We start from the raw sequence: 20,378 nt of genomic DNA, 5'->3' as shown, positions 1-20,378 counted from the left end.
TGGACGCCGATCACCCCATTTGCGGGGTCCTTATTCCATGCCGAAACACAGCCAATCACGGGCGAAGGCGGCAACCCGACCATAGGAGCCGGTAAAGCCGAGAGCCACCAGGTCGGCATGAACCTGCTTCAGTGTTCGTCGCTGTTTGCGCGACTTCCCGGCCTCGGTCTTCAGCCAGGCCGCCAGCTTGTCGGCAAACGGATCAAGCTTGCTCGGTCGTTCCGGTACGGTGAATGTTGGTTCGATTGTACCAGCGTTCAGATACTTCGCGATCGTGTTCCGCGACAGCCCTGTTCGCCGGCTGATCTCGCGGATCGACTGCTTCTCACGCAGCGCCATCCGACGAATGATATTTAAAAGTCCCATGTGGATCACTCCGTTGCCCCCGTCGCTCTCCGCGTTGGGGGAAGGTTCACATGGCTCAATTCTCAATGGAAATTATGCGCCTAACCGGCTCAGTTCTGCGTGGAAACCAACAGATCCATGCCTATGACGGCAGCGAAGAGGGCATCACGACCTTCACCGACCGGGGCATCGAAAGTCTAAAGGAATTCCTCGCCGATATCCGCACCTGGGATGGCGGTGTCCGACAGTTCCTTGTGGACGAGCAATGCGATTCTGCAAGGATCGAACGCATCATGGCAGACGAGCCGAAATCATAAACCCCGCGGCCTTCGCCGGATGGATACGGTCTAGATGCCGCTCGAGATCGAGATGTCGTAGTCGGCTTGGGTTTCGGAATTCGTGAAAAAGTCCCGCTAGGAATGGGATGCGAAGATACCGATTTATCCGGTCCCAGGTAAACGCGGTCCCGTCGCGATCACGCTGCCAAAGTGCCCAAGCAGCAAAAAGTCCATAGAAGGCCGTCTGTATCAGCGTCGACTTGAAGAATTCACGCCCGTCCTCGTCGTCGAGATCGAAACTAAGACCCAGCGCATCCCTATAGTCTTCAAGTAGTGACTCAAGATCACGCAAATCTCTTGGAAGGGCAGCCTTGGCGGCCTTGGCCTGCAACGCAAGGATCCGAGCAAGTGTCGCCGGCTCCCCGATCGGAGTGCTATCCAGCAATGTTGCCTGTAGCATTTCGATGAGTTCGTTCGCGAAGCGCGGCCTATCACTCTCCGCGGACCATAACGGCGCTGTGCGGACAAGCTCTCGGTCGACTGGCGGCACACGATCCAATCCGACCCGACTGACGCCGCTACGGCATAGTACTATGCCGATTTCGCGCACATTGCAGACGAGCACAACTCCGACTCTGGCAAGGTAGCGACCTATTTGGTCGTCTCTTTCCGTTGAACCAGCAAGTTGGACAAGATCGATGACCGGAGCCTTCACTTCACCGTATGCAACAATGAGCGAACCGTCAGCAACCACGAAATCCGGTCGATCGCGCCCCTTGCCAGGGCGGACTTCACTGGTTCCAGTTCGCACCTCAAATGGAAGCTGCGTATGCGCCAAAACCGTAGTAAGAAGCTGCCGGATACTGGGGTAGTAACTCTCCTCAGTGACGCCGAATTGGGTCGCAAGCGCACGCGTCTCAACATTGTAGGTATCAAACGCAGTTTGAACAACCTGCACGTCGGTCTCCCTTACGATCTTCGTCGGAAGAGCTAATCATGATCTTGGTAAATTAAGTATTATCGCGCAACTCCCAATTTTAAAAAGGCAACAACACCTGATCCCGTCAATAAATTTACCCATTTACTTCATCGACTGCTCGCTGTGCGCGTCTACATAGAAGTAGCGATTTGTAAGTTTCAGCCCATAAAGCGCGCCGATGATTTGCTTAATACCGCTTAACCTTCACCAAAATCGTTGACGTCAGCGTCGGGCAAATTGAGAAAACCTTTCTTCAAGACGGCCTCTGTCGGGATAGTCCTGACCACGGGTCGGCAGCTTGATAAGCTGCCCCGCCATCGCTTTAAGCCCATACTCAAACATAGGACCGTCGTTTATCGAAAGCAGAGCGTCGCTCACGTGGATCCGGTAATCTGCATCGATGCCAATCAAATTGGCATCAAACGCCGCATGATGAATTTTCGAAAGCGGAAGGCCGTTTTGGACGATCGGTTGTCCGAGATCTTCGTCTTTGTCTGGCATGATGTGGGCAGCGTCGAGCAGTCGCGCCTCCGGCAACCCGGTGATCGCGCATCTATTGCCATAGGCGCTTAAAATGGCCTCACGGAAAGTAGCTTGATGAAGACGCTGCCGAACCAGCCGCAAACCGTATCGTCGCTCCGGTGCATCTGGAATGGACCAATCCTTGTTCGTTGTGGCTGGAGCGCCGAAAGCAAGGCGTACTTTCAAATCCGGTGCTGACCATTCGGCGACATAAGTGGGCCAGATGAATGTGTAGCGCAGAGGCGCTACACCAAGGAAGTAGAGGATGGGAATTTGACCATCTCGTGCTTCGCGCAGCCACCGATTGTCCGCGGCACCCGCGTCCTTACCCATGAATGCATAGTCAATGAGTTCATCGCCACGCTCAATTTGTGCATGAACCGTGCGTTGATCGTCATACCAGACACGCGCGCCAGTTCGCGGATAGACGGTTCGGACACTGAGCAAATACTTCATGGACGCGGGCTTGAATATTCCGCGCTGGGGGTTGATCAGCGGAACGCGCTGCCCGTCTACAAGGAATCCCGCCCGTAGGTCGTCTGCCGTGATTACCCCACCAGCGCTCGCACGTTGGATGTGCTCGACGGCTGCCAATCGAATGCGCGCATCTATCGGAGCTTCACTCATGGCATCGTCCAGTCGGTAGCAAAGGGGTGAGAGAAGTGTTCATCCCAGATACCGATGCTCTCGATGCCACGACAGGGCGTCGACTGATGGCGCCGCATGGCGGTTCTTGGGAGGGCGAATGGGCGTTCCGTGAAGATCATAGTAATGCCGACCGTTATCGAAGTCAGCTTTCAAGCGGCCACTGACCTCGAACCGGCCATCCGTCGAGACAGTCACATATCCGAGGTCGAAAAGCCGGTGGATGTCAGTGCGAAGGAGCAAACCGTTCGAAGCGGCGTGCTCTCCGCCGGCCTCGAAAGCGCGGATGTGGGCGGCATCCAAAATCGGCAGGGTCTTTTCACCCGAGACAGCGCAACGGCGTTCATAGCTATCGGTGATCGTCAGGCGAAACGCGCCCTGCCCTAATCTCGGCTTGATCAGCGTCGGCTTGCCGAAGCGCTCAGCCATGACCGGCTCTGTATTGCGAATCTCAGGAACCGTGTTCAATCGCTCTGTGACTGCTGACCATAGATATTGCCCATCCCCTTCCTCCGCGCTGAATCCCTTGCCGGTCACGATGTTTGGCGACCAGCTCTCCGGAACAGGCAGCCAGAGCTCCCTCGGCCAAAAGAACGGTTGGGTCAGTATTCGACAACCAATGACGGGATCCTGTTTATCATCCAGAGCAATTGGATCCCGGCGATAGCTCGCAATTCGCGCCCGCATTTCAGAGCGACTGGAAACGCCGTTCTTAAGGCCAAAGGCTTCCCAGGCCAGAGACAGTGGCGCGATTGACGCGTGACCGAAGATGCCGCCGCCAACGATGAAGTTGTTTGGCGAATGCAGCTTGAAGAGGAATAGCTCGCCGGGCTGAAGCGCGCGAAACTGCGTCGTCCCGCTGGGTTGCCAGAAATTGACTTCGTCATGTGGAACAGAGGCGCTCAACTGATCGAACCAGGCCTTGTCCGTAACACCGACGAAGAGACGGACCATGGTCTAGCCTCTCAGCTCGGCTGTGTTTTGAAGCGCCGACGTTCTGGCAATCCACATTGTCAGCGCCGCAGCCCGAGAGCCAACTACTGCGGAGCGAAGCCTGCAGATCGTCGTCTTGTTCCTTTTCACTTCGGCGTTCCCAATGCGTCCTCCGTATCTCATGTCGCGAGCACCCGCCTGAGATTAGACAGTAGCTTTTCGCGTCGGCCCTCCGAAAGTTTGGCCAAGTTGTCGATCTTCCAGCGCACCGCCGGCAAGTCCGCGGCTCCAGGCACGCCAAGCAAGTCCCAATCTGGCTCGCCGGCCTTGAAGGAGAGAAGAAAGCGCCGGTGCTCGGCAGGCATCTTGCCAACGACCTCGGCGATTAAAGCTTCACGAGCATCGTACAACGCCTCGAGGGTCACGGGCTCTTCCGTCATGCCGGCAAACCCCGCGTCAAACTCGTGGCGCAAATCCTTGCGCGTCGGCGCCAAGACCTCGCCCATCGGCCTGTTGTGGCTTAGAATGTAGACAATGAAGGCACGCCGCAGCTCATCGGATATTCCCTCATTCGCGAGCAGATCCCTGACATCGAACAAATCTCGCGGATGCTGCCGATCCAAGGCGGCGACGATCTTGCCGGCATAGAGGTCCGGGAAGGACACAACGGGCACCTCGGCATATCCGAAGAGCTCTTCAACCCGGTCGCAAACCGCCCGTGTCTCCGGAGAGTAGACGCAGCCACGAATGACGGGCGTCACCTCGATTTTGATCTGCACGCCGTCGGAGGCAACCAGCACCTTTGTTGCAGCGCCTTCGCTGTGCAACGGCACGGCCTGGGTGCGGCTACGCGGTACATTCTCGGCTATTCGAGCAGCAATCCGTCGTATGGCGGCATCGATATTGGCGAGGGACGTCGCGCGATCCTCGACCGGCAGATAGGTCAGATCGATATCGACCGACAGGCGTGGAAGGTTTCTGACGAAGAGATTGATGGCCGTGCCGCCCTTCAACGCAAAGACGTTCTCCTCTGCAACAAGCGGCAGAACCCGAACGAGGAGACTGACTTGCGCGCGATAGGCTTCAGACGCCGGCATCGAGTGTCTCCGGCACAGTGATCTGATACTTGCTGTCCAGTCGACCGCCGACCACGATCTGACGCTTGCCATGACCGAGGTCGATACGTTTGAGATCGAGCCGGCCGAACCATGGATGGGCGTGCCGCTCGGCGAACCAGAGAAACAGCCGCTTCACCTTTACGCTGCGGCACGCTTCCAGCACGGCCTGAACCCGCTTCGGGCTCAGTGTGCGGACCGACTCCATTAGGACGTCGGCCTGATGGAACGTCTCCCGGGACGGGAGCAGGTCAAGAAGTTCGCAAAGCGCGCGCTCGGGCGCGGAGACATCGAGCTCCCATCCCCAATGTCCCCACACGATGCGTGTCCTTCCAGGTGCGTCGGCATCGAAGAGCTTCTCTGCCTTGTGTTCGACGAACTGAGCGTCGGTCGGTATCCGCTCGACCCAGCCAGGCAGACTGCCATAGGCATAGAGGTGGATTTCTGGCTTGCCAGAAAAGCGGAGGTAGTGCGTCAGGCCTTGTAGCTCGAGGGCACTGCGGCCGCCCACGTGCACGGATTTGTCCAGAAGTCGCTGGAGCGAGATGATCACGCGCTGCCAGGCTATCGCCTGATCAACGTTGCCGGTCGGTCGCTGATAGACGCCACGAACGACACCTTCGAGCCAGCCTTGCGCTACGTATTTTTCGCGCCACTGCCGACGGTATCCGTGTTTTTCCAGCCAAGCGGTGTCAACCACCAGCCCCTCGGGGAGCAGGCGATGAAGTTGGTTTATCTTTTCGTTTTTTTGACCTACCATTAGTGGGTGAAAATAGCATGAGTCCAAACTGCGGGGCAAGTTCGGAGTTACGCGCTTTCGACCCATCAATGGTAGGTATAAAAACGCAATATTCAAACTGGCGCCAGAGGGAAGCGACAAACGACGGGCGAGCCGGACGGCACCCCGGCTCGCCCGTCACATCATGCGACGTAACAATCCCACATGCGGCCGACCATATGACGGCCGGCCTAGTGGGCTTCATGCGGGTTCGCCGCCATTCCCACCACCATGCTTGATCCGCCTCACAGTGCGGCTTCTCCCATGGTCCCCGCGCTTATCGGGTCCGGGTCCCCGTTTTCTGTTCAGGCGTCCGGGGCTTCGCCGATCGGGCCGAGCATGTCGATCTCTGCAATCTTCTGAAACTCGCTCAGGTAATCCTGCTGATGGGTCGCCAACCAGCGAACGACGCGATTGTTTGCAAGAAGCTTGGCGATGTATCCGCGTGCCACCGTCAGATGCAGATTGTCGATGCCATAGGTTTCTTCAACCGACTCTACCTGAGTCTGAAGCGCCGCCAGCTCTCTCTCCATGCGGGCCATCTGCTGACCGGAAGGGGTGGGAACTGCCGCTCCCTTTCCCTTTTTTGCGGCAACAAGTTGATTATCGGGCGTGGCCGCGCGGATCGCACGGGCGAACATGATCGAGAAATTGTTCTGACCGATCATCAGATCGGAGGCCTCGATCTGCCTGACTGCGGACATCTGACGCAGAATGTCGAACACCTTCATCGAACAAGGTGTATCTTTCAACATCTCGGCCGCCTCGGGACTGATCCCCTCGAGCAATTTAAATCGCCGCAGAACAGATTCGGCCTGAAGATTCAGGGCATCAGCAATGTCAGTAGCCGAGACACCGCGCTCCATGGCACGCACGATCATTCGATGTTCTTGAATCGGCGGAATACGGTTGACGCGCTTATTGTAAGTGTAGGTATCATCATCGGTGGCGAGCAGGCATTCGACTTCCGTGACGCCAAGTTCCTTGAGAGCCTCCAACCGGAGATGGCCGTCGAGGAGAAACCATGTTCCTGCGTTGTTGGGGTCCGCCAAGACGACAGGCGCTTCGATCAGGCCGATAGCCTTGATGGAACTGAGAACCTGCGAATACGACCGGCTCGCTCTGGCGCCGTCCGGCAACGTCTTGAGCGGCACGATCGCAGCTACCGGAATCTTTAGGAAGTCTCGGTCGAAAGCCAGATGAATATGGCCATCTTCCTGATCTCTCGGCCCGTCAGTCATGATCGCCTCCCGATACCCGAGCGGCGAGTGCCCGAGGCATAGTTGCCAGTCCTTCCGCTCGCAGCAAGTTGACGAAGCCGTCCTCCGCGAGCAGATCCTTCAGCGCCTCAACGATGAACAGCAGTCGGGTTTGGGTAAAATCAGACTTTTTGACCAGGAGGCGCTGCTTTTCGGCTTCGCGTTGATAAATCTCCATGAGATCGGCAGCTGTCAGTCGCCGGCTGTTAGCCTTCCTGCCGAGGCGCCCAGTCGGTAACAGTCCCTTGCGTTGGCTCCGCATACGCATATCGAGCATGCGCCGGACGGCGGCGAGCTTCTTGCCTCTCAGCTTGCCGGTTTCATAGGCGTCAAGGAGCAGATTCTGCGCCTCCTCCGTCTCCGCCTTGGAAATCTCCATCGCCAGAGTGATCGGAATGAGGCCGGTTTCGACCGCAGCCACCAGACGCTCCTCGCCGCGTTCGAGGAGCGAAGCGATCATGTTGACCCAGGATGCCCCGACGCCGATCTTTTCGCCAATCGCGGCGTCGCTATATCCGCGCGATCGCAGAGCGCCGATCTCACGCATGATATCGATGGGACGAGGCGTGCGACGGGCGATATTTTCGACCAGACTCATCACCAGGCATTCGTTCTCACTGGCCTCGATCACCACGGCTGGAATCTCGGTTTGGCCGAGCATCTGAAAAGCTTCCAGCCGTCCTTCGCCGCAGACAAGATCATATCTTGGACCACCGGCCCCTTCACGACGGCTCACCGTGATCGGCCGTTTCAAGCCAATGGCTTCGATGTTGTTCACGATCTCCCGATGCTGACGCTTGTTACGCGCGCGTGGATTCAGGACCGTGATCCGGGAGATCGGAATCATTTCGATCCGATTTAGATGAACGGCAGGCATCAAGCGGCCTCCGAAAAGGGAATGGGTGTTGCGATGTCGTAGAGAAGATCGAGGTCGTCGAAGCGATAGGCGTCGAGACTAAGGGCGTTATCCTCCATCAGCCGCAGCTTCTCGGAGAGCATGTCGATGCGCGGAAATAGGTAGTAGTCGAGCGGCACGCGGTTGGTGCGGTCCATGCGGACGACGATGGTGATATCCGGTGCGAGGGAAGTGTCGAAGCGCGGCTTCCAACGCAAAAGCCCGGTCGAGGTTTCGAAGCATCGGGCCACTATTACCGAAAGGTTGAATTCGCCGTTGACGTTAACCCGGTCGGTCTGAGGATTCTGCCAGGCATCGCTGCCGGTGGCGCGTAATCCGTCGAGTACTTCACGGACGATGCCGGGATGTAGCTTGCGCAGCTCGCGATTGATTTCGACGTAGCGATAGTCGCGATCCGGCGTGAACCCGACGAGGCGGTAAGCCAGAAGCAGGCTGCCGAAGCGAGAGCTATAGGTGCTGCTGGACGGCAGATCGTCGCATTCGTCAATGACAATGCCCGACAGCAGACCTCTCCGCCGGTAGAGCGCCCTTAGGGATTCCAGCATCTCATCGTCACTCAGGCGAAACGAGCGCGCATTGATGATGGTTCTGGCTGCCTCGAACAGCTCGCGCTCGACGATGGCTTCGAATGCATCCTGAGCCTTGATCCACATCTCAGGCCCATTGCGGACACGCATCTTTTTCAGCTTGAAGGAACGGCGGTTCCATATGTTGTTGGAGTTGCCCCCAAAAGACCGGACATGCTCAGGTTTGAGATTGCGAGCTGATGAACTCGCGCGGTGATTGATATCCTAAAGCACTGTGCGGGTGAAGATTGTTGTAGTGCTCGAACCAGAGCGGCAGTTGCGCGATGACGGTTTCGGCATCCGGGGTGGGGTTCACCGCGACGTAGTCGCGCTTGAAGGTTTTGACGAAGGCCTCGGCCATGCCGTTCGATTGCGGGCTGCGCACGGGCGTCGTGCACGGCTCCATGCCGATGTCGCGGAGCAAGGATGCGGTATCCCTGGCGACGAAGCACGAACCGTTGTCGGTGAGCCATTCGATGGGCTCGGACAACATGTTGATGCGACCGAAGCGGTTCTCGACGGCGGTGATCACGAGGTCCTGCACGTCCTGGCTCTTGATGCCCTCCGTGGTGGCGACATGGGCGATTGCCTCACGGTCGCAGCAGTCGAGGGCGAAGGCGACACGGACCTTCTCCTTGTTGTCGCAGCCGATCTCGAAGCCGTCCGAGCACCATCGGATGTTGGAGCGTTCGACAGCGACCTGACCATCGTGGCGGCGATCATCGACCGCTCCGGTGTGGCGCACCAGAAGCAGGTTGTGCAGCTTCATGACCCGATAGACGCGCTTGGCGTTGGGCCACGAACGCCCGTCTTTCCGGGCATTCCGGCGCAGGATGGCATGGACCCGCCGATAGCCGTAGGTGGGCATGTCGGCAATGACGGCCCTGATTTCTTCCACCAGCTCCCGATCCGGGAGTGGCGGCCGTCCTCTGGCTCTGGAAGCGGAACCCGTGGCACGCGCAGCGATATTCGAGCGGGCGACACCCAAGGTTTCGCAGATGGTCTTCATTCCAAAATCCCTCTCGGCAGAGAGATCGAGCGCAACATCCGTTTTTTTGGGCCACCGGCGATTTCGAGGGCTTCCTTGAGGATTTCGCTCTCCATCGTCTTCTTGCCCAGCAGGCGTTGCAACTCCTTAACCTGGGCCTGAAGCGCCCGGTATTCGGATGCCGGAACGACCTCCTCTTCGGCGGCCGTCGCCGTCAGTGCTCCCTGGGATGCCAGCTTGCGCCAGGCGAACAACTGGTTCGGCTGGATGCCGTGCCGACGCGCGACGATGCTCACCGTTGCGTCCGCCTCGTAGGTCTCTTGAATGATCGCCAGCTTCTCTGCCGTGCTCCAGCGCCGCCGACGTTCCGGCCCGGAGAGAACTTCCATCTTAAAATTGCTACCAGTCATATTACCAACATTACTCCTACCCACTTAGCTAAGTGGGGGAGCATGTCCGGGCCTTTCGGGGGCTAATTCAGTTGTCTCCAACATATTTCTCATTGATCAGGAGTTGATGGACCGTGCCCCTGGTCCAAGGACGTCCGAGATCGGTTGGGATTCCCTGTTCATTGAGATCGGCCGCGATCTCGTTCTCACCGCGCCCCTGATGAACAAATGCCTGGTAAATATCGCGAACCAGATTGACTTCCTCCGCGGGGCCGAGGGTCAAGATCACGCGGTCGGTCTGGATGCTCTTATGCTCACCCCGCTGAAGCACGCCCTTGATGACGCCGTGCTCGTCGATCAGAGTCCGTCGAAGGCCGAAGCCCGCAGGGCCTCCCTGACGATAGCCCTTTTCGATCAGCCGCCCCTGCCCCGCGAACACCTTGGTCGAAAGTTCGCGGCTATATTCGCCGGCCATTGCACGCTTGACGCCCTTGACGATGGTCGAAATCGGACTGCCATCGTTCTCGAACTGCTCGGCGCAATACTCTACGGAGATGCCTGAGCGTCGGCAGATATATTCATAGTAGGCGCTTTCGTCGGCGTCCTGAAATCGGCCCCAACGGCTGACGTCATAGACGAGGACCATTGTGAAATTCGTGACGCCAGTCTGCACGTCCTCAATCAACTGCCGAAGTGCGTCACGCCCTTCGATTTTGAGACCGCTTTTGCCCGCGTCCGCATAAGACCGAACGATCTCAATCCCGCGCTCGGTCGCATATTTCCGGATCGCATCAGACTGGTTTTCCGTTGAGTATTTCTGATGATCCGTTGACATGCGGACGTATTCGGCAGCCCGAACAGGACGCTCCGGTTGCTCCGATTGATCATCGTCGTAAAGTTTCCGGATCGTCAAAATTCGCCCCTCCGACCCCGGACTGCGGTGGTCCGGGCGACCAACCGCCGCAGCGCATGACGGGGCTCTGCCGCCACTCCGCACTGAAGTCAGTCTAACTGCGGAGGAAGCGGAAGATGTTGCCGAAAAAGGGCAGGAAATTACCCCTATGGACGGGCGTTCTTGGAGGACGTGAGGCCTATGCCAAGACTATTGCCGGGCTGCTGCGCAAAGAGCACGGCGATAGCCATCGCGCGATCAAGCAACTCATGCGCCAGACGGGCGCAAGCGAGAGAACCGTCAAGCACTGGCTCTCGGCCCAACACGGCCCTGATACAGTATATTTCTTACGTCTCGTGATCTCATCACCAGTCATCAGGGCCTTCGTTCTCGGTCTGATCGAAAGCCCAGCAGCAAATCCGCTCACCGCTCCGGTAGATCGCCTCTCGCTTGCCAAGGCCAGAGAAGCCTACGCCGCCGGCGAAGCCGCTGGATTTGGACCGGCAACGGCTGCGCAAAAAAATGACCCTGAACGTGTCCTTGAACGCGACCCTATAAATGTCCCTGATCCGATAGAACTCAATGATCGACAACGTTGGTTTCTGGCTCGAGTCGCAGAAGGAAGCCGGTGCGGAGCTAGGGAGATCGTAGCGGTATGGCAGGTGAGCCTGAAAACCGCCCGACGCGACATAGGCGCTCTTCAGAAAGCCCAGTTGCTTGAGTATGTCGGATCACGCCGGAAAGGACGATACCGGCGAACACCTAGATAAGAGAAACGCAACGATATGCACGGCTCAGCATCAATTGCGAGTAAATCACACAGCCTCGGTGAAGGTCCGCCATTCAAAATTGTGCAACAAGCTGTTGCACAATTTCATGACCTTAGGAGAAGCCGTGTCCGCACCATTGTTCCTAACTCTCGATAAGATCATTAGGCCTGACGCTGACAGTCGGCAAGACAAATAGCTCCCTATGCGCTGCGTAAGAAGGGAATTACATTCCCGCTCGTGCGCAGGCAGCGCCCTTCAGCGGGGCCGGCCCCTCGCCGCCCCTTTAACGCACATGTGGACCGCACGAGTATCTTTCAAGTACAAGCCAATAGCGATTATTCAGATCGCCTTAGATTCCTCTGGCAGCGAAGAAGATCAGCGCTGTCTGCATCGAAGACAAGTGAGATGAATGGAAGGTTCCGGTTCAATTCCCAACAGCAGGCGCCGAGCCAAACCGGTATCGACGACGGCAACTCCGACCCATCAAAACTGGTCTCCACCCGACGATAGCGACGCCGGCTACGAGACCAAGATCGGCGGCAGCATCATTGATCAGTTCGTGCTCGGGCACGACCCGACGGACGTGTTGCGCGAGCTCGTCCAGAATGAATTCGATGCCAACGGCGACGTTATGGCCGTGACGTTTGGAACCGACCAGTTGTCCATTTCGGGCTCTGGCAGGCCCATCAACAAGAAGGGGTGGGAGCGCCTAGATGTTGTGATCGGCACCGGGAGGGTGGCCGGCGACACAAGCGGCGCGGAGATCAAGCCAAAAGAAAATGGGATTGGCTCGAAGAATTTTGGCCTTCGATCACTCTTTCTCTTCGGTGACCGGATCTATGTTCGTTCGAACGGTCGACGCGCCGTTCAGAATCTCATTCGGTTGGCCACAAAAATCGAAACCGATGTCGGATCGAAGGGACAGCGTGGCGTCAGCATCCACGTCCCTTATCGCACAAAGGCTTTCGCCAAGCTGCAACCATTTACGCCCGAACGCGAGGCCGAAACCTTTGACAAGATGGCGAGCGGACTCCTCGCGACGATGGTCAAGCTGGCGCTCCCGGGGCGAAAGCGCGGAATCCGTGAGATGACTCTGCGCTCTGACCGGCAGGAGCGGACCCTGTCGTGGCGCCAAGACGTCGAACCCGAGCCCTGCAAAGTGTTGGGCGTGAGCGCCCTTCGGCGGGTCGGTAGACTGACTGATCGAGCCGACCGAGGCGGAAAGCCAGCAACCCGGCGATTCGAGGAGATCGAGTTCACCCGCACGGTGCCGGTGCCGGCGAAATTCGCCGATCAAGCTATAGGATCCTATTACGCGGCGGCAGGAGGCACCGCCCGGATCGGAATTTCGCTTCCCATTCGCCTTAAGCGCCCCGACCTCACTATCACCGGTCGCTTTTTTTACCCGTTACAAGCGCCAAGCTCTGCAACCGGGTCCGTCGTAAGCGTGAGCGCACCCTTCGAGCTTGTAGCGGATCGCTCGGCCCTCTTGGACTGCGAGTGGAACAACTGGCTGATGAGCCAGGCGGCCGAGCTAACAGTGGCATTGTTAACCGGTGACTGGATTGCCCGATTTGGATCAGACGCCTTTCTCGCGATAAGGGGTATCACGGAGGCGAAGCCGGCAGCGTTTGCGTCTGCTTTGAGGAGGCACCTCGAGGAGGAAGCATGCTGGCCAACCTCATTATCGGGCCGCTTTGCAAAGGCCGCAGACCTCGTCCTTCCTGAGGATCCAACCTTTGCAGCTCTGCTGTCGGCATCACGATACCTTCGTACAGATTTGGCTGATGTCCCCGAGCTACGTGATTTCGTGCGGCAATGTGGGGCCAAACCCTTCACTCGCAACTCCATGATCCGCCTGCGCTGCGCTGGGAAGGATCTGTCCGGCTTGGCAACTAAGGTCCCGAAGGACGACGCAAACCTTCACTTTTCAGAATATGCTAGTACGCTTTCAGACCTGCAGCGACAACGCACTATGGCCAAGGCTATAGCCGCTGTACGCCGGCGGCTATCAAATGAAAACCGACGGGATTTGCGGTTCACCAAGTCGACCTTGGCCGCCGATGGGTCTCTGCAGGCGGCTGATACGCTAGTGGTGGTTGAAGACGATATCTGGGACATTTGCCAAGCACCGCTCGCTACGCGACTACACCGTTCGTTGAACGGCGAGAAAGCACTGACCGATCTTTGCACGCCGTTCGATCTCGACAATTGGGTGCGTGCCGCCGCCGAGCGCGCACGGACTGGCACGATCGACGAAGAGGAGCGCCAGAAACTATACAATCACCTACTCTCCGCTGATCTAACCCTCAGCCGGTCGCTTATCGCGGCAATCAAGCCAAGCCCTGTGCTCCGTGATCATCGTGGCGGCTGGACAGCGCCCATCGACATGGTCGTCCTCCCAGCCGCACAGGCTCAGCTCCTCTCGCCGACCATCCACGCGCCTGCGCCTGCCGTGGCCAAGCGCACAAATTTACTAGCTGCGCTTCGATTGCGGGAGAAGCTAACGGGCAATGATCTCGTGGATTTCGCGGAGCATCTCACCAATGAGCCGGGAAAAGCTTCGGCCTTTGAAGCCCTACTCAAGAACAACATTCAGTATCTCACCCCTGGCGTAGTGAAACGACTGAGGGCAATTCCAATCCTAACGACCCGCGCCGGCGGGCTGGCACCCCCGCGAGATTTGTTCCTCGACAATGAGGTCAACCGAATCTGTGCAGCAAATGACAGCAGGATCGTCGCGGGCCGAAATCATGCACTCTACATGCGCCTAGGATGTCAGGAGCGCCCCTCCACCGCCGTCATGCTAAACGCAATCGAGGAGTTGAAGGGCCAAGCTCGGCCGCGTCCGTCAAGTTGGTGTAATTTCGGGTGTGGTTCCGGGCCGTCATGATCAGGCGGCTCTGGGTGTAATTTGAAGTGTGGTTTCCTCCTCGACTGTCGATGGATTCAGCTCGGCCATCGCCTCGACCTGCATGTATCGGCTGAGCAGCTGCCATTCGTCGTTGGCTTCGAGCAGGACCGCGCCGATGAGCCGGACGATGCTGTCCTCGTTGGGAAAGATGCCGACGACATCGGCGCGGCGCTTCACCTCCTTGTTCAGCCGCTCCAGCGGATTCGTCGAATGTAATTTCGTGCGGTGCTGCGCGGGGAAGGCCATGTAGGCCAGCACGTCGGCCTCGGCGTTGTCCATGAAGGTGCCGAGCCTGGGCCATCTGACGCGGAGCTGGTCGGCGACATGCCGCCAGGTCTGGACGGCATTGTCATGGTCGGGCTGGATGAAGGCCTGGCGGATCGCGGCGGCGACCATGGTGTGCTGGCCCTTGGGAACGTAGGCCAGCGCGTTGCGCATTGCATGAACGCGGCACCTTTGCCATGTCGCGCTGAGGATGCGGGTGATGGCGGCCTTCAGCCCTTCATGAGCATCGGAGATCACCAGTTTGACGCCGGTGAGGCCCCGGCGCACCAGATCGCGCAGGAAGCTCGTCCAGAACGGCTCGGCTTCGGAGGGGCCGATATGCAGGCCGACGATTTCCCTTTTCCCGTCCGTGTTGACTGCCACCGCGATTATCGCCGCCACCGATACAATGCGCCCGCCCTCGCGCACCTTCAGATAGGTGGCGTCGAGCCATAGATATGGCCAGTCGCCGGAAAGGGGGCGCTTGAGGAAGGCGTTCACCCGCTCGTCGATGTCCTTGCAGAGCTTGGAAACGGAGGATTTGGAGATGCCCGTCATGCCCATCGCCTGCACCAGTTCATCGACCTTGCGCGTCGAGACACCGTTGATCCACGCCTCCTGGATCACGGCGACCAGCGCCTTCTCCACCATCTTCCTCGGCTCCAGGAAGCCGGGAAAGTAGGCTCCCTGCCGCATCTTCGGTATCTTCAGGTTCAGCGTGCCGAGCCGGGTGTCGAGCGAGCGGTCGCGGTAGCCGTTGCGCCATGTCTGGCGGCCGTCACCACGTTCATAGCGGCCAGCGCCGATCAGACCGTCAACGTCGGCTTCCATGATCAGTTGCAGCACGCTTTCGGCAATCGCTCGCAGAAAATCACTGTCGCCGCTCTTCGCGGCAAGCTCGGCAAGGGGTAATCTATCGTCGGTCATCGGGGTTCCTTTCGGTCTGGTTGAAGCTTTGCAACTCCACCTTCTCCGACAGGCCCGGTGCCCACCTTGCGCTCAACGAATACGGCAGCCCATTCTCCACCGCCGTTTCCACCTCAATGCGCCTCCGAAATTACACCATCTGCGCGGACGCTACCGCCAAGCTCGTCCACCGAATGATATCGCCACGTTCTACGCGGCTCTTGTTCACGCACTTCGAGCGGAAAAGATTTCCCTCGGCGGCCTCGCCGATCGACCGATCCTCTGGGCCCATGGCGCCTACCACGCTCCAAAGGACCTCCTCGTAGGCATGCGCATACCTTTGTGGTTTCAAAAAGCGACGCCGCTCTTGCGCAGCTCCCCGGGAATAGTCGACAGTTTCGAAGCCTTGGGCGCCGCTACGACGCCGTTGGACCACCACTGGATCAAGCTCCTTCAATGGGCTGAAGAGCAAGTGGCAGGGACCTCGATCGCGGTCACCGAGATCCGTCAGATCCTACGTGAGGCGTATCATCGGCGTGGCTCCTCGGGTTTGCCCGAATCTCTCCCAGAGGACACCCGTTGCCTTCTCGGGCAGGACGGCCGCCTGTTCAGTGTCGCCGACATTCGCTCCGGAGCCTTCGTCGAAGACGACTTTCCTACCCTTGCTACCGCGCTCGCGAAGGCGGGCGCCACCACGGGGTTTGCCGCGATCACGGAAGATACCCGACATTTTTTTGGTGCCCTATCACTGCGTCGGCTCACCTCGATCTCGGGCGCGCCCAAGCTCGCTGTCGGCCTCGAGAGCAAGCCGCCGCCTTGGTTCAAGAGTAGCCATTCGGACCGTATACTGACAATTCTAAGGCGCGATGACTTTCGCACCGCGGTCGACCTTCTGTTCTACGATTATCGGCGGGAGTACGGCAGCGTGCGAATTCTTCGCCAATCAGAAGTGATGACACGCCTCGCCTCCATCGAACGTGTCCGTTTTGTGACCGGCATTGATCGGCAGTACAGCGTAGGCGGCAAGACGGTCGCGATCACCACTGAGGCCGCTGCAATCGACGGCGACATAGCGCTAAGGCCAACGCGGACCAAGTTTGAGTTTGAGCAGAACTTAACCTATGCCTTGGCCGAACTTCTCGGCGCCACTCAGATGACCGACGCGCGCCGATTGTCGGTCGCGCTTCTACCACTTCTGATGTGCGAGTCTGGCGCGGATACGTACGCCTATCTGGAGCGCCAAGGGCTCAAGCCCCCAGCCTGGGTCGAGACCGCGGTATACCCTGAGGAACCTGCTTCGCACTTTGAGCCAGCAGAGTCGCCACAACAGGCGATGATACAGTCACTTTTGACCGAGATGTTCGACCATGCCAAAGCCTCCGGTCCAGACCAACTGCCGTCGCCACTAACGCCGGCGCAACTGCCGGCAGTGCGTTCGATCCCACCGATCTCTAGGCCCCAATTTGCCTTGCCCCCTATTGAGTCGGTTCTCCCACTCATCGAGCAGCCGAGCGCTCAGGCGGTAGCGGCCAGACCGCGCCCCGACGCCGGCGGCACCTGGTATTCTGGCGGAGCGAGCGGTTGGCGTCCGCCGGATGCCTACGACATAGAACGGGATCAAAAGGTCGGTACCCGCGGCGAAGAAATTGTATATCTCGCTGAGCTGGAGCGGGTTCGGCTTCTTGGCTATGAAGAACCCGAGAAGCACGTAATCTGGGTGTCAAAAGACCTGCCTGGTGCCGATCACGACATTCGATCCATCGACAGGGAGGGAAAGCCGCTTTGGCTCGAAGTGAAATCGACGATGGGCGTCGATGGCCGTTTCGAATGGTCGCAACGTGAGTTTGAAAAAGCACTTCGTGAACGAGACCGATACATTCTCTGGCGTGTCTACGAAGCACACACGACAAATCCAGTCGCAAAGCCGTTCGCAGATCCTGCTGGCCTGCTGGAACGGTCTATATTGCGAGTTGAGCTGAGCGGAATGGTTGGCTTTGTCGAGCCCAAATAACTCGACGCATAAGCGCTCATTGCTGGTCACGCATAACCGTAGTGGCCACAGTAACTCGTGCTCCTGCATGCGTTTCCGGAAGCTGGAAGGATCGGGCGGAATACGGCGGGATGGTCACGGAATGTCATTTGTTTCAGACACCAAACCCATACCCCAGTTTATCTGCAGGCATGCATAACATCCTGATAAACAACGACTTATTTTGTTGGCTGTTTTGATCCATAACCACCCGTCCGGCGACCCGACGCCGTCGCGCGCGGACATCGATATGACGAAGACGATCGTGGAGACCGCCCGACCGCTTGGTATCACGGTGCATGACCACATCATCATCGGCAAGGACGGGCATGCCAGCCTCAAGGGGCTGAGACTGATCTGAAAGGAAGGGCGGCGCCCTGTGGGGAACCGCCGAATCGCGTTACAAAACAACGAAATCGGGTGAGCGTTCCTTCATCCGATTGAAACGGTTTGCTGCCACATTCGGTTGACGAAAATTTGCACGGCGAAGACAATTGCTGCATCGCAATATGATTCTTCCCGCAAAAGGCTGGGGCCATCTTACATGCAGGAATATGATCTCGTCGTCGTGGGCAGCGGCCCCGCAGGCCGCCGCGGCGCCATCCAGGCGGCAAAGCTCGGGCGCAAAGTCCTCGTCATCGAACAGGGAAAACGCGTCGGCGGCGTTTCGGTGCACACCGGCACGATCCCCTCGAAGACGCTGCGCGAGACCGCGCTGAACCTTTCCGGCTGGCGCGAGCGCGGCTTCTACGGCCGCGCCTACCGCGTCAAGCAGGAGATCAGCGCCGACGACCTGCGCCGCCGCCTGCTCATCACGCTCGACCACGAGGTGGAGGTGCTGGAGCACCAGTTCGCCCGCAACCGCGTGCAGCACATGCGCGGCAAGGCGAAGTTCGTCACGCCGGAGACGATGGAGATCACCAGGGACGACGGCGAGACCGTTCACGTCCAGGCCAAGAGCATCATGCTGGCCGTCGGCACCAAGCCGTACCGCCCGGAAAGCATCCCCTTCGACGGCGTCAGCGTTCTCGACAGCGACGAGCTCCTTGATATCAAGGACCTGCCGCGCTCCATGGCCGTCATCGGCGCCGGCGTCATCGGCATCGAATATGCCACGATCTTCTCCGCGCTCGACACGCAGGTCACCGTCATCGATCCCAAGCCGACGATCCTCGATTTCATCGACAGGGAGATCGTCGAGGAATTCATCCACGATCTGCGCGACCGCAACATGAAGCTCATCCTCGGCCAGAAGGCCGACAAGGTGGAGAAGCTGGAAAACGGCAAATGCGAGATCACGCTGGACAACGGCCGCCACGTCACCTGCGACATGGTGCTTTATGCCGCCGGCCGCGTCGGCGCGACGGACAGCCTGAACCTCGCCGCAGCGGGCCTGACGGCCGATTCGCGCGGCCGCCTCAGCGTGAACCCGGAAACCTTCCAGACCGACGTGCCGCATATCTACGCCGCCGGCGACGTCGTCGGCTTCCCGAGCCTTGCCTCCACCTCGATGGAACAGGGCCGTATCGCCGCCCGTGTCGCTGTCGGCGCCATCGCCAAGGAGCCGCCAAAATATTTCCCCTACGGCATCTACGCCGTGCCGGAAATCTCGACCTGCGGCCTGACGGAGGAAGAGGTGAAGGAACGCGGCATCCCCTATGAATGCGGCATGGCGCGTTTCCGGGAGACCTCGCGCGGCCACATCATGGGCCTCAATTCCGGCCTGCTGAAGATGATCTTCTCGCTGAAGACACGCCGCCTGCTCGGCGTGCACATCGTCGGCGAAGGCGCGACGGAGCTCGTCCATATCGGCCAGGCCGTCTTGAACCTGAAGGGCACCGTCGAATATTTCGTGGAAAACACCTTCAACTATCCGACGCTCGCCGAAGCCTACAAGATCGCCGGCCTCGACGCCTGGAACCGCATGGGCGACCTGTCGCAGGCGAAGTGATCCTTCGCCGGCCAAGACGATCGGTTCACATGCCGATGCGGATCCACATCATGCGTCCGGGTTCGCAGGAAACGCGCGGGAGGAGCGGCACGCATGAGGATCCTGTCGCTGAACGTCTGGGGCGGCATGCTGCACGCGCCGCTCATCGACTATCTCAGGGCCGTCGACGCCGATGTCTATTGCCTGCAGGAGGTCCCGCGGGCCATCGCCGCGCGGTCGGCATGGCTGACCTATCGCGATGGCGCGGTGGAGCTCCAGCAGCGCGCCAATCTCTACCGGGATATCGCCGCCGCCCTGCCCGGCCATGACGGCTTCTTCGCGCCGGCCATGCGCGGCGAGCTGACGGATGGCGACCGCCCTTGCTGGCAGGAATTCGGCCTCGCCACCTTCATCCGCCAGGATATCGCCGTGATCGGCCAGGCGCTCGATTTCGTGCACGGCGCGTTCTCCCCGCACGGTTTCGGCCCCCACCCCCGTCCCCGCAACGCCCACGCCTTCCGCCTCTACGACTATGCCGCAGACCGCGCGCTCACCGTCGCGCAGCTCCACGGCCTTCGAACCGTCGACGGCAAGGGCGACACGCCGGAGCGCGCGGCGCAGGCCGAAGCCCTCGCCGCCCTCATCGCGCGCCTGCAGCGCCAGGACGAAGGCCTCGTCCTCTGCGGTGATTTCAACCTGCTGCCGCAGAGCCATACCTTCAAGACACTCGCACAGATCGGCCTCACCGACCTCGTCACCACCCGCGGCTTCACCGACACGCGGACCTCGCTCTACACGAAGCCCGGCCGCTATGCGGACTACATGCTGGTGAACGCGACGGTCCGCGTTGCCGATTTCACGGTGGTGGAATCGCCGGAGGTATCGGATCATCGGGCGCTGCTTCTCAGCACCGGCTGAAACCATGTCCCGGTTTCCTCCTGGAGGCGCCGGTACCGTGGC

The 20,378-nt window shown here is 59.1% G+C and carries 16 protein-coding genes and 3 pseudogenes; 7 read left to right on the top strand and 12 right to left on the bottom strand.

Going from position 1 to position 20,378, the window contains the following annotated elements:
• Positions 1 to 51 precede the first annotated feature (51 nt).
• Positions 52 to 366 (bottom strand): annotated as a pseudogene (locus tag shn_RS08140) (IS21 family transposase); the annotation flags it as partial.
• 50 nt (positions 367 to 416) lie between these two features.
• On the opposite strand from shn_RS08140, the gene shn_RS37590 reads away from it, so the two are divergent.
• Positions 417 to 662, top strand: coding sequence for a hypothetical protein (locus shn_RS37590; RefSeq protein ID WP_064329953.1), 246 nt, complete (start codon positions 417 to 419; stop codon positions 660 to 662).
• Here the strand turns inward: shn_RS37590 and shn_RS36775 are convergent.
• The 10 genes and pseudogenes from shn_RS36775 to shn_RS08080 form a co-directional block, all read right to left on the bottom strand.
• Entirely contained in the window at positions 637 to 1,581 is a 945-nt protein-coding gene (locus tag shn_RS36775; protein ID WP_064329952.1) for a hypothetical protein, read from the bottom strand. The genes shn_RS37590 and shn_RS36775 overlap by 26 nt on opposite strands.
• Before the next feature lie 243 nt (positions 1,582 to 1,824).
• Complete coding sequence (locus shn_RS08125) at positions 1,825 to 2,751, bottom strand: HNH endonuclease (protein WP_064329951.1); 927 nt, start codon at positions 2,749 to 2,751, stop codon at positions 1,825 to 1,827.
• A 39-nt stretch (positions 2,752 to 2,790) separates the two neighbouring features.
• Positions 2,791 to 3,723 (bottom strand): HNH endonuclease, encoded by a 933-nt coding sequence (locus shn_RS08120; protein WP_064329950.1) that lies wholly within the window; start codon positions 3,721 to 3,723, stop codon positions 2,791 to 2,793.
• Positions 3,724 to 3,881: 158 nt separating this feature from the next.
• Positions 3,882 to 4,799 carry a nucleotidyl transferase AbiEii/AbiGii toxin family protein gene (locus shn_RS08115; RefSeq protein ID WP_064329949.1) on the bottom strand — a complete coding sequence of 306 codons (918 nt, stop codon included), beginning with the start codon at positions 4,797 to 4,799 and terminating at the stop codon, positions 3,882 to 3,884.
• The gene (locus shn_RS08110; RefSeq protein ID WP_371328591.1) at positions 4,786 to 5,517 is read right to left on the bottom strand and encodes a type IV toxin-antitoxin system AbiEi family antitoxin domain-containing protein; all 732 of its coding nucleotides are present in this window, start codon (positions 5,515 to 5,517) and stop codon (positions 4,786 to 4,788) included. Before shn_RS08110 ends, shn_RS08115 begins: the two co-directional genes overlap by 14 nt.
• Before the next feature lie 383 nt (positions 5,518 to 5,900).
• Positions 5,901 to 6,836 carry a plasmid partitioning protein RepB C-terminal domain-containing protein gene (locus tag shn_RS08105; protein WP_064329947.1) on the bottom strand — a complete coding sequence of 312 codons (936 nt, stop codon included), beginning with the start codon at positions 6,834 to 6,836 and terminating at the stop codon, positions 5,901 to 5,903.
• The gene (locus shn_RS08100) at positions 6,829 to 7,731 is read right to left on the bottom strand and encodes a plasmid partitioning protein RepB C-terminal domain-containing protein (RefSeq protein ID WP_064329946.1); all 903 of its coding nucleotides are present in this window, start codon (positions 7,729 to 7,731) and stop codon (positions 6,829 to 6,831) included. The genes shn_RS08105 and shn_RS08100 overlap by 8 nt, the downstream gene beginning before the upstream one ends.
• Entirely contained in the window at positions 7,731 to 8,423 is a 693-nt protein-coding gene (locus shn_RS08095) for a hypothetical protein (RefSeq protein WP_206362201.1), read from the bottom strand. The genes shn_RS08100 and shn_RS08095 overlap by 1 nt, the downstream gene beginning before the upstream one ends.
• A gap of 91 nt (positions 8,424 to 8,514) precedes the next feature.
• Positions 8,515 to 9,734 (bottom strand): IS3 family transposase gene (locus shn_RS08090; protein WP_145925838.1). Its coding sequence is split into 2 segments (ribosomal slippage): positions 8,515 to 9,398 and positions 9,398 to 9,734, totalling 1,221 coding nucleotides; the frame shifts between segments, so codons are not numbered across the junction.
• Positions 9,735 to 9,804: 70 nt separating this feature from the next.
• A pseudogene (locus tag shn_RS08080) lies at positions 9,805 to 10,548 on the bottom strand (recombinase family protein); the annotation flags it as partial.
• Positions 10,549 to 10,742: 194 nt separating this feature from the next.
• Here shn_RS08080 and shn_RS34930 point away from each other — a divergent pair.
• Together shn_RS34930 and shn_RS08070 are read left to right on the top strand one after the other, a co-directional pair.
• Positions 10,743 to 11,375, top strand: a complete 633-nt coding sequence (locus shn_RS34930; protein ID WP_084437849.1) for a hypothetical protein — start codon at positions 10,743 to 10,745, stop codon at positions 11,373 to 11,375.
• Positions 11,376 to 11,784: 409 nt separating this feature from the next.
• Positions 11,785 to 14,268, top strand: a complete 2,484-nt coding sequence (locus shn_RS08070; RefSeq protein ID WP_064329944.1) for a hypothetical protein — start codon at positions 11,785 to 11,787, stop codon at positions 14,266 to 14,268.
• Here the strand turns inward: shn_RS08070 and shn_RS08065 are convergent, their stop codons facing one another.
• Positions 14,269 to 15,480 carry an IS256 family transposase gene (locus shn_RS08065; RefSeq protein ID WP_064329943.1) on the bottom strand — a complete coding sequence of 404 codons (1,212 nt, stop codon included), beginning with the start codon at positions 15,478 to 15,480 and terminating at the stop codon, positions 14,269 to 14,271.
• A 307-nt stretch (positions 15,481 to 15,787) separates the two neighbouring features.
• On the opposite strand from shn_RS08065, the gene shn_RS08060 reads away from it, so the two are divergent.
• From shn_RS08060 to shn_RS08050, 4 genes and pseudogenes are all read left to right on the top strand, one after another.
• Complete coding sequence (locus shn_RS08060; RefSeq protein ID WP_064329942.1) at positions 15,788 to 17,470, top strand: DUF3883 domain-containing protein; 1,683 nt, start codon at positions 15,788 to 15,790, stop codon at positions 17,468 to 17,470.
• 211 nt (positions 17,471 to 17,681) lie between these two features.
• Positions 17,682 to 17,849, top strand: a pseudogene (locus shn_RS34925) (JAB domain-containing protein); the annotation flags it as partial.
• Positions 17,850 to 18,032: 183 nt separating this feature from the next.
• Positions 18,033 to 19,439, top strand: coding sequence for a Si-specific NAD(P)(+) transhydrogenase (sthA, locus tag shn_RS08055; RefSeq protein WP_064329941.1), 1,407 nt, complete (start codon positions 18,033 to 18,035; stop codon positions 19,437 to 19,439).
• A 93-nt stretch (positions 19,440 to 19,532) separates the two neighbouring features.
• A complete protein-coding gene (locus shn_RS08050) occupies positions 19,533 to 20,336 on the top strand; it encodes an endonuclease/exonuclease/phosphatase family protein (RefSeq protein ID WP_064329940.1) in 804 nt (267 codons plus the stop codon).
• Positions 20,337 to 20,378: the final 42 nt, after the last annotated feature.

Origin of the sequence: Shinella sp. HZN7, assembly GCF_001652565.1 — a bacterium.
Lineage (GTDB): Bacteria > Pseudomonadota > Alphaproteobacteria > Rhizobiales > Rhizobiaceae > Shinella > Shinella granuli.
Note: the sequence above shows the minus strand (reverse complement) of the source record. Positions and strands in the feature narration are given on the sequence as shown.

Bases quoted from the DNA above. Each gene is read 5' to 3' on its own strand.
- shn_RS08120 (WP_064329950.1), bottom strand. From the start codon at position 3,723: ATGGTCCGTCTCTTCGTCGGTGTTACGGACAAGGCCTGGTTCGATCAG.
- shn_RS08095 (WP_206362201.1), bottom strand. From the start codon at position 8,423: ATGTGGATCAAGGCTCAGGATGCATTCGAAGCCATCGTCGAGCGCGAG.
- shn_RS08050 (WP_064329940.1), top strand. From the start codon at position 19,533: ATGAGGATCCTGTCGCTGAACGTCTGGGGCGGCATGCTGCACGCGCCG.
- shn_RS08125 (WP_064329951.1), bottom strand. From the start codon at position 2,751: ATGAGTGAAGCTCCGATAGATGCGCGCATTCGATTGGCAGCCGTCGAG.
- shn_RS08070 (WP_064329944.1), top strand. From the start codon at position 11,785: ATGGAAGGTTCCGGTTCAATTCCCAACAGCAGGCGCCGAGCCAAACCG.
- shn_RS08105 (WP_064329947.1), bottom strand. From the start codon at position 6,836: ATGACTGACGGGCCGAGAGATCAGGAAGATGGCCATATTCATCTGGCT.
- shn_RS08065 (WP_064329943.1), bottom strand. From the start codon at position 15,480: ATGACCGACGATAGATTACCCCTTGCCGAGCTTGCCGCGAAGAGCGGC.
- sthA (WP_064329941.1), top strand. From the start codon at position 18,033: ATGCAGGAATATGATCTCGTCGTCGTGGGCAGCGGCCCCGCAGGCCGC.
- shn_RS37590 (WP_064329953.1), top strand. From the start codon at position 417: ATGGCTCAATTCTCAATGGAAATTATGCGCCTAACCGGCTCAGTTCTG.
- shn_RS08100 (WP_064329946.1), bottom strand. From the start codon at position 7,731: ATGCCTGCCGTTCATCTAAATCGGATCGAAATGATTCCGATCTCCCGG.
- shn_RS08115 (WP_064329949.1), bottom strand. From the start codon at position 4,799: ATGCCGGCGTCTGAAGCCTATCGCGCGCAAGTCAGTCTCCTCGTTCGG.
- shn_RS34930 (WP_084437849.1), top strand. From the start codon at position 10,743: ATGTTGCCGAAAAAGGGCAGGAAATTACCCCTATGGACGGGCGTTCTT.
- shn_RS08060 (WP_064329942.1), top strand. From the start codon at position 15,788: ATGCGCATACCTTTGTGGTTTCAAAAAGCGACGCCGCTCTTGCGCAGC.